This window comes from Algimonas arctica (assembly GCF_014652695.1).
Taxonomy (GTDB): domain Bacteria; phylum Pseudomonadota; class Alphaproteobacteria; order Caulobacterales; family Maricaulaceae; genus Litorimonas; species Litorimonas arctica.
Genome location: NZ_BMZH01000008.1, coordinates 23985 through 38162, shown reverse-complemented (window position 1 = coordinate 38162; position 14178 = coordinate 23985). Strand labels below are relative to the sequence as shown.

Genomic DNA, 14178 nt, shown 5'->3' with positions numbered 1-14178 from the left:
AAACTATCGCCACAATGTCAATTTAAACGCTAAAGCGTAACGTCATGAATGATGTGATTCCTAAAGAGACCGATCGTTATCGGTCCCCTGATCAGCGCGCTGGCTGGATCGGCCTCGCTGTGTTGATCATTCTCGTTCTGATCGGCAGTGTTTGGGGCGCATTGGCGTGGAGCAGTCTGGAGCCTGGACTGCAAGTGCTGGTTGGCGGTGTCATTGCTTTGGCAGTCTTGCTGGCAGCAGGGTTGTTGATCGTGATGCGCGCGGGCGGCGGTGAAGATCGCCGGGCCGCCAGTCGGGACTCACTCTATAGTGACGCGTTTTTCAAATCGATCCGCCCGCAGTTGATTACGCGTAATGGCAAGCCGACGCTAGCGAACCGCGCCTATCTCGATGTCGTCAAACAGCTCGATGTTGATGTCTTAGGCGACGCGCTCCCGGCTGTGGACCGCCTCTTTTCGACAACGGAAAAAGATGGTTCGGCCGCGATTTTCCGCCTGCACCACATTGGGCCTGACACGAAACGGGCGGAAGAAGACATAAACCTCGTCTTGCCTGATGGAACGCTGTCGCGTTTTCGCATCACGGTTTCCCGTCTTGCGGCCGGATCAGGGACGGATGTCGTGCTGTGGCAAATCGATGAAGTTGACGCTCTGGATGAATCTGAATCGACTCTCTCGAATGCGCCGATTGGATTGTTCTCTGTCACGCGGGATGGTCGTGTCATTTCTATCAATGCCACGATGCAGCGGTGGTTGGGCGGACCGGAGGCGCTAAGCCCCGCTCATATCAATGAATTTATCGAAGATCCCCTTATACTTCTGGATTCAGAGGCCGTTCACGGGAAAACCGTTCGGGCCGATACGCGGCTGATTACGCGCAAAGGCGTGGTGACGCCCACGGTTATGATCGCGCGCTGGACCGCTACGGACACGGGCGACCTCATCGCGTCTGTTGCCCTGCACGGCCATACGTCGCGCCCCGGCGCAGATCACCGTAAGCCGATCGCCGCCACTCAGCCTGCCGTGGGGCAAATGATCGAACAAGCCTCGGCCTTTGCCTCAGTGCCCTTTGGCGTCCTGCATGTTGATGGCGCGGATATTATGACCGCCCGCGTGACTTATTATAACAAAGCCTTCCGTAATCTCTCGGGCCGCGACGTACCTGCGAACCAATCGTTCCTGTCACTGTTTGACGGGGCGACGGTGCAACAAACTTTAGCGGGGCATTCTCCGGCGGATATGGCCGAGCTGGGCGCGATCGACGTGCTTCTGGCTGGACCCAAGGCCGTTCCCGTCGCGCTTTACGTTGTGCCGGACCCGGTCATTCCAGAGCGTCTTTGGGCCTATCTCGTCGATATTAGTGCGCGCAAGTCGCTCGAAGAGCAGGTGCGCCAGAGCCAGAAGATGCAGGCCATTGGACAGCTGACCGCGGGGGTCGCCCATGATTTCAATAATTTGCTCACCGCAATTCGTCTGAACACGGATGAGTTGCTACAACGCCATCCTGTTGGCGATCCGTCCTATCCGGAGCTGCAAAATATTAATGCCACCGGCGCGCGCGCAGCCGCGTTGGTCAAAAAACTGCTCGCCTTTTCTCGGCAACAGACGCGGCGCGCTGAACGGATTGATGTGTCCGAAGCCCTGTCGGACATGTATCTGACGCTGAAGCAAACCTTGGGTGGTCAGGCGCAATTGGAACTGAGTCACGCGCGCGATTTGCCCGCCGTGATGGTTGACCGATCACAGTTTGATAATGTCGTCATGAACCTGTGCGTGAATGCGCGTGACGCGATGGAAGCCCAGGGTGGCGGCCGCATTACAATCGAATCTGAACGGCTCTCCCGCCCTCATATTAAAGATCAAGTCTTGCTCGCGGCTCTGCGTGATTTCCCATCAGATGATGTCGTGCGTATTGCGGTGTCTGATACGGGCACCGGGATGACCGATGCGGTCAAGGCGAAGATTTTTGAGCCGTTCTTCACGACAAAGGACTTGGGCAAGGGGACCGGATTGGGTCTCGCCACCGTTTACGGCATTATCCAACAATCGGGCGGACACCTCGCCGTTGATAGTCAGCTCGGTCAGGGCACGACCTTTAATATCTATCTGCCTGCGGCCTCAGAGCCGACCGCCGAGGAAAAAGCGGCGGCAATTCCTGTTGTTGTGGCCGAGCGTAAGCCTGCCGATCTCGCGGGGCAGGGCAACATTCTATTCGTCGAAGACGAAGCCGCTGTGCGAATTATTGCGGCCAAAAGCCTGCGCAAGCGCGGCTATCAGGTGACAGAGGCCGAGGACGGCGAAGAAGCGCTCGAGATTCTCGAAGATGCGGTTGAGCCGTTTGATTTACTGTTGTCGGATGTCGTCATGCCGGGGCTCGATGGTCCGGGCTTGCTGAAACAAGGGCGCGCACTTCTCGGGAATGCCCGGATCGTGTTTATTTCGGGCTATGCGGAAGAGAAATTCTCAGACCTTCTGGCCGAAGAACCCGATGTCACGTTCTTGCCTAAGCCCTTTACGCTGGCAGAGCTGGCGGAGAAGGTGAAGTCCGAGATTGGTGAGGCGCAATAGGAGCGGGCTTTCGGGAGCGTACATTTTCTAATGGCGCGGGTGGGCGTGTGTCCATCGTCTGCTCTTTTGGTGCAGGGCCGAACTGCGACAATCTGTACCCGGCACACAATAGGCTGTGTCTGTGACCTTAAATAATCTTACGGGCACAAGATGTTGTGCTAATGTGACCTGATAAAATTGTTCGGTGTTTGTTCTTTTTGCTTGCGGGGTGAGAACAAACATGAAACATAGTGCATCACGGCAGTCCGATTAAAGCCGTTATATCTTGGGGCGCCGAAGGGCTCCGGTCCCCGCGATTGGAGAAGTCTCATGGCGAGAAATAGCACCCCCCTCAAGGTTGTCTCAAAGGCAACAGACAAGAATCGATCAGCGGCGCTCGACGCGGCTCTGTCACAAATCGATCGATCCTTCGGCAAAGGCTCGGTGATGAAGCTGGGCGATAAATCATCTATGGATGTGGAGAGCATTTCGACGGGCTCGCTCGGTCTGGATATCGCGCTCGGTATTGGCGGTCTGCCCAAAGGCCGGATCATTGAAATTTATGGCCCGGAAAGCTCCGGTAAAACAACGTTGGCGCTGCATGCCATCGCGGAATGCCAAAAAACAGGCGGTGTTGCGGCCTTTATCGATGCCGAACATGCGCTCGACCCGGTCTATGCGGGCAAGCTGGGTGTTGATGTCAACGAATTGCTGATCGCTCAACCGGATACAGGGGAACAGTCCCTGGAGATTGCCGATACATTGGTGCGCTCAGGCGCCGTCGATATTCTCGTGATCGACTCGGTTGCGGCTCTGACGCCGCGCGCCGAACTCGAAGGCGATATGGGCGATAGCCTTCCCGGTTTGCAGGCGCGTCTGATGAGTCAAGCGCTGCGCAAACTGACCGGGTCGATTTCCAAATCGGGCTGTATGGTCATCTTCATCAACCAAATTCGGATGAAAATCGGCGTCATGTACGGGTCTCCGGAAACAACAACGGGCGGGAATGCGCTGAAGTTCTACGCCTCTGTGCGTCTTGATATCCGCCGGATTGGGGCAATCAAAAACCGCGACGAAGTGGTCGGTAATCAGACCCGCGTAAAAGTCGTGAAAAACAAAGTCGCGCCGCCGTTCCGTCAAGTCGAATTCGATATCATGTATGGCGAAGGCATTTCTAAAACGGGTGAATTGATCGACATGGGCGTGCTCGCCGATGTGATCGAAAAGTCCGGCTCTTGGTATTCCTACGGTGATGAGCGGATCGGCCAAGGGCGAGAAAATGTTCGCAGCTTCTTGATCGAGCACCCAGAGATGATGGCCGAGATTGAGCAGAAAATTTTGCGCGCAAAAGGGCTGTTGGATGAGGAATTGCTGATGCCGTCTGGCGAACGTGTCGAAGACGATGGCGATGAGCCAAAGGCAGAACTGAGCGCTTAATGTGACGTTTCTGACGGGGGCTGGCGTAACCGCCATCACCCGTCAGATTAGCACGCTGAGATAAAAGGACACGGCCCGCGTAAGGGGGGCGCGTCTTTTTTGTTTTATCGTCAAGTCTGAGCCCCAAAGCCGCGTATTTTGACTGCAGAATACCGCTTCGAGGGACCGCGCAGGGACAAGTCCTGACTTGGCACTGATGACGGGCCTGCTTATAGGCGGGCCCATGACATCCCTCGCTGACATTCGCGCCCAATTCCTCGATTATTTCGACCGCAACGACCATTTGGTCTTGCCGTCTGCGCCGCTCGTGCCGGACAATGACCCGACCCTGCTGTTCGTCAATGCGGGCATGGTGCCGTTCAAAGATAATTTCACCGGCCAAAGAACGCCGGAGAGCCCGCGTGCGACATCTTCGCAGAAATGCGTCAGGGCTGGCGGCAAACACAATGATCTTGATAATGTTGGCTATACCGCGCGCCACCATACGTTCTTTGAAATGCTCGGTAATTTCAGCTTTGGCGACTACTTTAAAGAGCGCGCCATCCATCACGCTTGGGAATTGGTGACCAAGGATTATGGCCTCGACAAAGACAAGCTATTGGTCACGGTTTACCACACAGACGATGATGCGTTTGATTTGTGGAAAAAAATCGCGGGCCTGCCGGATGACCGCATTATTCGGATTGCGACCGATGATAATTTCTGGGCTATGGGCGACACAGGCCCGTGCGGACCGTGTAGCGAAATTTTCTACGACCACGGCCCCAGCGTCGCAGGGGGTCCGCCCGGATCACCGGATGAGGATGGCGACCGTTTCATCGAGATTTGGAATCTCGTGTTCATGCAGTATGAGCGCCACGCCGATGGTCGCCAAGCCGACTTGCCAAAACCGTCGATTGATACGGGCATGGGTTTGGAACGCATTGCCGCGATCCTGCAAGGTAAACACGATAATTACGATACGGATTTATTCCAAACATTGATTGGCGCGTCCGTTGATCTGACGGGGGCGAAAGCCGAAGGCGACGCCAAGTTTAGTCACCGCGTCATTGCGGATCATCTTCGCTCCTGTTCGTTTCTGATGGCCGACGGGGTCAGCCCGTCCAATGAAGGGCGCGGCTATGTGCTGCGCCGTATTATGCGCCGCGCCATGCGCCACGCCCATTTGCTCGGTGCGAAAGATCCGCTGATGCACCGCTTAGTGCCGACCCTCGTCACTGAAATGGGGGGCGCTTATGGGGAATTGAAACGGGCGCAAGCCACGATTGAGGCCACCTTTGAACAAGAAGAAGAGCGTTTTCGCCGGACATTGGGCCGGGGTATGGGCTTGCTTGAAGACGCGACACAGGGCTTTGGCGCCGGCGATGAACTGCCCGGCGAAACCGCGTTCAAACTTTATGATACGTTCGGCTTCCCGCTGGACCTGACGCAGGATGCGTTACGCGGACGGGGGATTGGCGTTGACGTGATGGGCTTTGAGACCGCGATGGAACGACAACGGGCGCAGAGCCAAGCCGATGGCGGGAAGTTTGATACAGACGAAACCGAAGATGTTTTCAAAGCCATCCGCGAAGAAAGCGGCCCAACCGCCTTTACCGGGTTTGAACGGCTCTCTGAGACGCACGCCATTGTCGCGATTTTACAAGATAATCAGCGCGTGGAAAACGCTGTGCCGGGGCCTGTCATGTTCCTGACCCAAGAAACGCCGTTCTACGCGGAATCCGGTGGACAGGCGGGAGACCGGGGTGTTGCGCAGTTCGACAATGGCGCGCGCATCGACATTACCGATGTTCAGAAAAAAGCGGGGGACCTTCACGTTCATATCGGCACATTAACCGGCGAGATATCGGTCGGCGCGACCCCGCTAATTTCGGTCAATCCCGATTGGCGCGAAAAGACCAAGCGCAACCACTCCGCGACCCATCTAATGCACGAGGCTTTGCGCCGGGTGCTCGGCGATCACGTCACCCAAAAAGGGCAGATGGTAGACGCGGATCGGATCCGGTTTGATATTAGCCACGGCGGCGCGATTACGCGCGAAGAATTAGCGCGTGTCGAAGACGCGGTGAACGCGGTCATTCAACAAAACGCCGAAAGTTCAACCCGCCTTATGGCCCCAGAGGCCGCGATTGAGGCTGGTGCAATGGCGCTGTTTGGCGAAAAATATGGTGATGAAGTCCGCGTTTTGGCGCTGGGCAAAGATACGGACGGCACGGATTATTCGGTCGAGCTTTGCGGCGGAACGCATGTCGCGCGGACGGGCGATATCGCGTTGTTCAAAATCGTCTCTGAGGGCGCTGTCGCTGCGGGTATCCGTCGCGTCGAAGCCGTAACGGGCGAAGCGGCGCGGCAATATCTCGAACAACAGGCGGGTTTTGCGCGGGCGGCAGCTGATCAATTGAAATCCAAACCGGACGATGTTGTCGCCCGGATCGAAGGTCTGATGGCGGAACGCAAACAGCTCGAAAAAGACTTGTCCGAAGCGCGCAAACAACTCGCCTTAGGCGGCGGCGGGAAATCCAGTGGCCCAGAAGAGATCGGCGGCGTGCCTTTCGTTGGCCGCGTTCTCGAAGGCATCGGCGGTAAAGAATTACGCCCCATGCTGAATGAGCAACTCGATAAGTTGGGCTCAGGGATCGTTGCGTTTATTGCCCGCGAAGGCGGAAAAGTCGCCGTGGCCGTGGCTGTGTCGGATGATTTGACCAAAACCTACTCAGCGGTCGATCTGGTAAATGCGGGCGCCGTGGAAGTTGGCGGCCGGGGCGGCGGAAAACCGGGCATGGCTCAAGCTGGCGGAAGCCAGCCGGATAAAGCCGAGCAGGCCTTGGACGCGATCAAAGCGGCGCTCGCGGGTTAGCCCGCTTTTGCGGCGGCATAGGCCTGCGTGCCGCGCGTGATAATTTGGTCGTCCTCGATCAAGTCGGTGACGGTGTAGCGCGTTTCATCCGCGCTCAGTCGGTCATAGATCGGCCCGAAATCTTGCTGGGTCGCGCCGAGTAATTGTTCGAAACTCTCGATCACGACGTAGAGCTGCTGATAATCGTCAATGATATAATCCGTGCGCATAACCCGTTCCAAATCAAAGCCGATCCGGTTCGGGGATGGGCTGTCTAACGAGAACGGCGTTTCCCCCGCAGAGCTGACAATCCCGGCGCCGTAAATTTTCAAACCGCTGGGGCGCTGGATCAGACCGAATTCAACCGTGTACCAATAGAGCCGGGCGAGTTCTTTGAGACGGCCGAGCGATTTCGCGCGTAATCCACCACGACCGTAAGCCTGCATATAATTGGCAAAAACGGGCAGCGTGAGCATCGGCACATGGCCGAAAATATCGTGGAAAATATCAGGCTCTTCTAAATAATCGAGCTGGGTGGGCTTGCGGATAAAACGACCCGCTGGGAAACGGCGATTGGCGAGATGGGTGAAAAACACCTCATCCGGGACGAGGTGAGGGACCATGACAACTTCCCAGCCTGTGAGCGCCTTTAGCTTGGGATTAATGACATCCAAGTCGGGGATGCCACCTGAGCCTAGATCAAGCAGCCCGAGGCCTGTTCGAAATTCTTTGACGGAGCGTTCGCGCGTAATCTCGACCTGACGGGCGTAAAGCGTGTCCCAAGCCGCGTGTTCTTCAGCAGTATAACGGTCCCATTTCTGCGCGATGGTAAAGTCGGCAGCGGGGGTCTGCTCGTCAATAACAGGGTCGAAAACGGCCATAAATTACGCTCCTTCAAGGGCAGACTATACTGGCCTATAAGCCCGGTGCGTTGCAATCGTCCGGTTGAAATGGATTATTACGCCTAACCTATGCCTCAATCCCGTTTTTTCTTGCCAAACAGTCCCCGCAACGCATCTTCAACCTTTTCCTCTGGCGTTGGGTCTTTGTCCGCAGATTCGGAGGCCTCCTCTGGCGTGTCTGGCGTTTCCGTCTCAATGGGGGCTGGGCTTGCCGTTGACTCGGGCGTTTTCGTATTGCCGCCTAAGATAGAGCCGAGCACGCCGCCAACGACATTTCCGCCCGTTCCGCCAATCCGGTCCGAAATTAAGTTTTTCGCTTCCGCAGCGGCCCGGGCCTGAATGACCTGTCCGAGGAAATCCGAATCAAGCTGCGGTTTTGCGGCGCCAAAAGGCCCCGTAAAGCGCAGCGGGATACCAAACGCGGCGAGCCCTTTGGCATTGTCACCGACGGTTTTTGGACGAAGACGGACATCCAAAGTTTGATTGCCCAGATCAATTTGACCGGAGCCTTCGACTTGCACTTGCGCCGCGGAGAGCGCGAAGGCGTCAATTTTTGCGACGCCCTCCATCATCGAAAACTTACCGATTAGATTGTTAAACTGTGTGGTTTTTGATGGCCCTAATCCGCCGGGTAAGGACCGCGCCGTTAGCGCTTGCTGCAATCCGGTGAGAAATTCGCCCGCATCAATCCCGCTAATGGACCCGTCTTTGACTGAGAAACTCCCAAGTCCGGTCAGCGATTGCATAATCGCGGCTTGGCTTGTGCCCTGACCGCTCAATGAAATTTCAGTCGCGCCCATACCGGTGGCGTGTGTGAAACCCGCAACAGCCCCGAGAAAGTTTTGCGCTTGCAGGCTATTCAGCCCGGCTGTGAGATTGATTTTTGGTTCTGCCGTACGACCATCGAGTGTGAAGGTGGCGTTTCCGGACCCGCCATAGAGACCCACTTCGGGGATCGTTGTCTTCAGAACGCCGTCTGTGAGCCGCGCGCGAGCCTGCGTTGCGCCGAGCGAAAGGCGTGTCAGTTTAATGTTCGGCGTGGAGAGCGAGAGGTCCGCATCAAGGGCGCGAAGCCCTTCGGTTGGGATTGCGGTTTTGCTCCAGGGTTGGATCGCGCCTGCGGGCTGTTGCGCACTATAGGCCGCCATATAGGGCCGCAGATCGAGGCCGGGGAGGGTGAGCGTCCCCGTCAGTTTAGGTTGTTCTCCGTCCATCGACAGGGTGAACTGACCTGTGGCTGAGAGCTGGTCCAGACGAAGCGCGGCGTTTGAGAGCGCCATATCATCGACCGGGCCCGTGACCCTCCCGGATAGGGCGAAGGCTTCAAACACGGCGCCTTTATCGGTCGATGGCGGTAAAACCGTGCCAGAGCGCGCTGCCAACGCACGCAAAGAATCGCCGGAGACAGACAAATCACCCGCAAGTGAGACCGCGTCTGCCAAGGTCGCTCGACCCTTGAATTGGCCGTTAATCTCACCGTCGCTGAGGTCTGCGACGAGGGCTTCAATCCGCAGATTGTCAGATTGGCCGGAGACGCGGCCTGTCGCGCTCACTTTGCCGATGGCGTCACTATAAGGAATGTCCTTTTGCGTCGCGGCATTGAGCGCGGTTACAGACGGGAGCGTGGCGATGAAATTACCGTCCGCCCCGAGTGTGTCGCCGACCATGGACACGGCGCCGTCATATCGGGTGGTCGCGACGGCGCTGTTCGTTTCTGCCACGAGATTGGTTATTTTAACTGTGTCGCCGTCCAGCATAATCGCACCTTTGGCTTTGACGGTCCCGGCAAGATCCGCATCTCGCGTCAGGTCCGGAACGAAACGGCGCGCGAATGGGCCAGCATCCGCGATCAAGACGTCAAATTGAGCCGCGCCAGACAGGATATCGCCACGTTTGGAAAACGCGCCGGAGATATCACCATCAAGATCCGCGCTTCTTGTTGTCGCGGTCATGTCTTTGACGGACACGTTTGTGCCGTTGAGGGTGACAGTGCCCGCAGATTTCGTTGGACCAACGACGTCGAGACCTTTGATATCTGGCGCGAAGGGCGCGGCAAGGGCGGCTATATCTGTCGCCGTGAGATCATAACGGCCTGTCAGCGAGACCTCGCCATCATATTGCCCGGATCCCGCAAAGGTGAGGGCGAAGGCGTTGCCTTTGGCGCTCAGGTCGAGCTTAGAAAATTTTGTGACGCCATTGGTGCCATCGCTGGATAGATCGGCAGATAGTTTGGCCGTCTTAAGCAGGGCCAGTCCGGGAATAGGCTCAGACAAAAAGTCCTGAATGAGGGCAACATTGCTGAGATCGCCGTTGACCGAGCCGTCAAAGGCGATCTCTGTTCCGGGCGGGACTGTGCCGTCGAGCGAGAGGGTGGCCCCATCGGTCTCAACGCGCGCATTCAACCGGGTTTCGCGGCCCTCCAGGAAATCGCGGGGGCTATCCAGTGTGACGTCAAGTGTAAGCGGGTCGCCGTCCATCACGAGCGTCCCGATCAAATCGAGCGCTTTTGTCATGGCGGGGAGCGACAATTGCACATTGATCTCGGTCAGTTCTCGACGGGTGTCGGTTGTTCCGTCAATATAAAGCAAGCGGCCGTTCTCTATCCGAAACGCCCCCAGACTCGGATCGACGGCGGCGTATCGGCCATCGCGTTTAAAGGGCCCTGTCGGTTCAGATGGTGTCTCAGAAGTCGTTTCTGTGTCTAATGACGGCGCGCCGATCTCCCAATTCACCTGTCCATCAGGGAGGCGTTCGAGCAGAATATCGGGGTCAATCAAGGTGAATTGGGCGATCTCAACGCGTTTTGAAAAAAGCGGCAACAGTTTAATGCGCGCTTCGAGCCCTTGAATCGAGGCAAGCGAATCGCGGGAAAACCCGGACGGGTTGGCGATGGAGGCGCGGCCGGTTTTGGCTTTCACAACGGGGAAGGTCGAGAGGCTGACATCACCCTCAATACGGACCTCGCGGCCAAGTTCCTTCGTCAATTGGTCTTGGATCGTTGTGCGGTATGTCTCTGAGGGAACCAGACTAGGTACGATGAATAGCGTTCCGAGAATGACAACAACCAATAGACTAATGCCAATGATAAGGGCTCGCATGCGTCTCTCCTTAAGGTCACATAACCGAACAACGTCCGGCGCGCCGATACGGGCCATAGATGACACGAAATGAACGGAAACTAACTGACCTTTTCATGACATTTGCAGCGTATGACAATTGGAACTATACTGTGTTCAGCTTCGTTAGATTATGGGCCGTCGTTCATAGTCCGCGTCTTAGGAGGATCATTGTATGTGTAATGCACATCAAACGCCAACAACCAACATTCAGGCGAAACCTGATCCGGAAACGCTGTATCGTCGCCAGTTTTTAAAATATGCGGGCGCGACGAGCATGATCGCCGCGGGCGGGGCAATTGCCTCTTGTGCGACCAACGCTGAAACGGGTCGGTCGCAATTCATCGCGCTGTCGCCGAGCGAAGAATCATTGGCACAAGCCGCCGCGCAGAGCTGGACTGACGTGAAACGTCAGACCCCCACCAGCAATGATCCACGCTACACCGGACGGCTGCGCAATATTGGCTCGCGTATCTCCCAAGGGGCGGGACGGGCGGATCAAACGTGGGATTATGCGGTTTTCGATGAAGACACAAAAAATGCCTTCGTTCTACCGGGCAACCGCGTGGGCTTTTACAAAGGCATGATGGATTTTACCGATAACGATGATCAAATCGCGGCGATTATGGGCCACGAAGTGGGTCACGTCACCGGCGCGCACGCGCAAGAGCGGTATAGCCAGATGATGCTGGGCCAGTTGGCCATTGCAGGCGGAACGATTTTGGCCGGATCTCAATTGAGCAAACGTTGCCGCAAAGAAACATCACAACGCGCCTATAATGACTGCATGAACAGTGCGGGTCGCAACACGCAATATTTGCAAGCGGCCCTCGGCATGGGTTTTCAACTCGGTGTTGTTCTGCCCTATGGTCGGAGACAAGAACTCGAATCCGATCAACTGGGTGCGAAATATATGGCGAAAGCGGGCTATGATCCTTATCAGGCCGTGCGCCTGTGGGAAAAGATGGGCGCGGAAAGCAGTGCGTCTCGGGGTCCGGAATTTCTCTCAACACACCCGACGCCCGAACGTCGCGCGCAAGATTTGTCTGACTATATCACGGCACAACAAAAGCTGGGTAGTCGCGGGTTTGAGCAACTTGATATCCCAGCAGATGCATAAGGGTATGAAATTAGCGGCAATCACCGCTTGAAGCGTTCGGACGCCTTGTTTAAAGGCGTCCGAATTAGAGTGCCGCCTTAGCTCAGTTGGTTAGAGCGCCTGCTTGTGGAGCAGGAGGTCTCTGGTTCGAGACCAGAAGGCGGTACCATTTTTCTCATTAAATTTTATGCTCATGGCGGCCTCTGGTAAGCCTGAGTTAACCCTGTTCCCATAGCTGTTACCCGAACGAAACGGAGACAGATCGTGGCGCTAGGCCCCGTCCCCAATCAGATGATAGAAACTGCGATCGGCAATCCGTCGACCGAACAGCGTGCGCTTGCAGCGCAGGCGATCGGCCGTATGGTGCGTGATCTTCCGTTGTCAGACGCTGAACGGCGTCTGTCCAGTCAGATTTTTGAAGTGCTGTCGCGGGACGTGTCAGAAGAAGTGCGTCGTGCGCTCGCGGTCACACTGCGATTGTCGAACAACTTACCGCGCTCTGTTGCGAACCGTTTGATCAATGACATTGATAGTATCGCCGTCCCGATCCTCGCCTCCTCGCCTTCCGTCAGCGATGATGATTTGATTGCGGTTTTGCGCTCACGCGCGGGTGTGAAAACACAGGCCATTGCCTCGCGTCACAGACTTTCGCAAAAGGTTAGCCAAGCCGTGATTAGCTTTGGCGATCTGTCGTCCATCGCCACACTGGCCGCCAATGATAGCGCGTTGATCTCGAAATCTGATGCGGCGCGTATGGTCAAATTGGCTGAGCACGACGATTTGATTCGCGAAGCCGCGCTGTGCCGCCAGGACATGCCGCAGGATCTCGCGGTCGCATTAATCCATCAGCAGGTCGATCAAGTTGATCAGAACCTCGCGCCTGAAACTGACGAACATGCACAGATCGCCCGTGAAACCGGGGAGCGCGCCAAAGCCTCTTGGTCTGCGGCCGATTGGTCGCCGGATGCGATTTCTGCTTATGTCGATGCGTTGATCGAAAGAAAGCGTCTGGACGAGGCAACGATTGCCCGCGCTGCCGGGCAAGGGGATTGGCGTTTTGTGCAGTTGGCGTTGGCGAAGCTGGCGGGGATATCATCAACCAAAGCCGGGATGATCGTCTTGGACACGCGGACATTTGGCTTGAATGCTTTACTGCACCGATCCGGCCTCGGCGAAGCGGCGCGCGAACTGGTTGTCGCCAGCGCCGTCGCTTTTCGCGATATAGAACGCAGTGGCGCTTATGTGTCGCGTGCGCGGTTCCAACGATTGATGGGCGAACGGATCGCAAGCCACCCTGCCGCGACTGAGTTTGGAGATATCTGGTTAAATTGGCTGGATGATGGCCTCGGTCCGCAAGCCATATAAGCGCTGAAAATCCGCTTAAGCCCGCACCGGGGCTTCAAATACAGTCTAAGTCGAGAACTGCTCGCGCAATATCCGCTCGTCTAAGCCGTGATCGGAATCAAACAGAAGCGTCAATTTGGTGGCGTGATCCTGTTCAACATCGACGCGGTGAACATTCCGAATTTCCAAATTATCGGCGGACGCGGACACGGGTCTACGTTCTGGGTCCAGCACTTCGAGCGAGACTTTGGCGGAATTGGGCAACAGCGCCCCACGCCAGCGCCGTGGACGAAACGCACTAATCGGGGTCAGCGCGAGAATATCAGCGCCAAGCGGTATCACGGGGCCGTGGGCGGACAGATTATAAGCTGTCGACCCCGCCGGGGTCGCGACAAGAACGCCGTCGGCCATGAGGTGATCCAACCGAACCTTATTATCGACCATAATTCGGATATGGGCGGCTTGTTGAGTTTGGCGGAATAAGGAGACTTCGTTGAAGGCGAGTTCTGAAATCGTCCCGCCTTTGGCTACCGCGTCCATGCGTAAGGGTGAGACGATGGCTTCTTTGGCTTGTTCTATCCGGTCCGGCAGGTCGTTGATGCCGGGATGGTTCATGAGAAACCCGACCGTACCGCGATTGATACCAAAAACAGGCAGTCCGCGCCGAATTAGGGCCATATAACGGCGCAGAGTTTTGAGCATATAACCATCGCCGCCAATAGGGACGATCACATCGGCTTCGCCCGCATCGTGATTGCCGTAAATCGCGACGAACTGGTCCATGAGTGTCTTTGCACCGGGCTTCTGGCTGGCGGTGAAAGCAATTTTCATGAGGCAGATATCCTAGCGCAATGCGAACTGAAGGGCCGCTATAGCATTTGACGCGCGCGTGGCGAGG

8 protein-coding genes and 1 tRNA gene are annotated in these 14178 nt (G+C 56.4%); 6 read left to right on the top strand and 3 right to left on the bottom strand.

Annotation, left to right across the window (positions count from 1 at the left end; genetic code table 11):
* Positions 1-44: 44 nt before the first annotated feature.
* From IE105_RS10255 to alaS, 3 genes are all read left to right on the top strand, one after another.
* Entirely contained in the window at positions 45-2567 is a 2523-nt protein-coding gene (locus IE105_RS10255; protein WP_189498127.1) for an ATP-binding protein, read from the top strand.
* A gap of 309 nt (positions 2568-2876) precedes the next feature.
* On the top strand, positions 2877-3983 hold the full coding sequence (recA, locus tag IE105_RS10250) for a recombinase RecA (RefSeq protein WP_189498125.1): 1107 nt from the start codon (positions 2877-2879) through the stop codon (positions 3981-3983).
* 223 nt (positions 3984-4206) lie between these two features.
* Entirely contained in the window at positions 4207-6840 is a 2634-nt protein-coding gene (gene alaS / locus IE105_RS10245) for an alanine--tRNA ligase (protein ID WP_189498123.1), read from the top strand.
* Here alaS and phhA read toward each other — a convergent pair.
* Together phhA and IE105_RS10235 are read right to left on the bottom strand one after the other, a co-directional pair.
* Entirely contained in the window at positions 6837-7700 is an 864-nt protein-coding gene (gene phhA / locus IE105_RS10240) for a phenylalanine 4-monooxygenase (protein ID WP_189498120.1), read from the bottom strand. The two genes, alaS and phhA, sit on opposite strands and share 4 nt — an antisense overlap.
* Positions 7701-7795: 95 nt before the next feature.
* Complete coding sequence (locus tag IE105_RS10235; RefSeq protein WP_189498118.1) at positions 7796-10819, bottom strand: AsmA family protein; 3024 nt, start codon at positions 10817-10819, stop codon at positions 7796-7798.
* A gap of 193 nt (positions 10820-11012) precedes the next feature.
* Between IE105_RS10235 and IE105_RS10230 the strand changes: the two genes are divergently transcribed.
* The 3 genes from IE105_RS10230 to IE105_RS10220 all read left to right on the top strand — a co-directional run bounded on the left by IE105_RS10230 (position 11013) and on the right by IE105_RS10220 (position 13301).
* Positions 11013-11957, top strand: a complete 945-nt coding sequence (locus IE105_RS10230) for a M48 family metallopeptidase (RefSeq protein ID WP_189498116.1) — start codon at positions 11013-11015, stop codon at positions 11955-11957.
* A gap of 71 nt (positions 11958-12028) precedes the next feature.
* Positions 12029-12105, top strand: a tRNA-His gene (locus IE105_RS10225).
* Positions 12106-12227: 122 nt separating this feature from the next.
* The gene (locus IE105_RS10220) at positions 12228-13301 is read left to right on the top strand and encodes a DUF2336 domain-containing protein (RefSeq protein WP_189498114.1); all 1074 of its coding nucleotides are present in this window, start codon (positions 12228-12230) and stop codon (positions 13299-13301) included.
* Between the two features lie 45 nt (positions 13302-13346).
* Here IE105_RS10220 and IE105_RS10215 read toward each other — a convergent pair whose 3' ends face one another.
* Positions 13347-14111, bottom strand: a complete 765-nt coding sequence (locus IE105_RS10215) for an NAD kinase (RefSeq protein ID WP_189498112.1) — start codon at positions 14109-14111, stop codon at positions 13347-13349.
* Between the last annotated feature and the right edge of the window lie 67 nt (positions 14112-14178).

Coding starts and splice junctions, on each gene's coding strand:
- IE105_RS10255 (WP_189498127.1), top strand. CDS start 45: ATGAATGATGTGATTCCTAAAGAGACCGATCGTTATCGGTCCCCTGAT.
- recA (WP_189498125.1), top strand. CDS start 2,877: ATGGCGAGAAATAGCACCCCCCTCAAGGTTGTCTCAAAGGCAACAGAC.
- alaS (WP_189498123.1), top strand. CDS start 4,207: ATGACATCCCTCGCTGACATTCGCGCCCAATTCCTCGATTATTTCGAC.
- phhA (WP_189498120.1), bottom strand. CDS start 7,700: ATGGCCGTTTTCGACCCTGTTATTGACGAGCAGACCCCCGCTGCCGAC.
- IE105_RS10235 (WP_189498118.1), bottom strand. CDS start 10,819: ATGCGAGCCCTTATCATTGGCATTAGTCTATTGGTTGTTGTCATTCTC.
- IE105_RS10230 (WP_189498116.1), top strand. CDS start 11,013: ATGTGTAATGCACATCAAACGCCAACAACCAACATTCAGGCGAAACCT.
- IE105_RS10220 (WP_189498114.1), top strand. CDS start 12,228: ATGATAGAAACTGCGATCGGCAATCCGTCGACCGAACAGCGTGCGCTT.
- IE105_RS10215 (WP_189498112.1), bottom strand. CDS start 14,111: ATGAAAATTGCTTTCACCGCCAGCCAGAAGCCCGGTGCAAAGACACTC.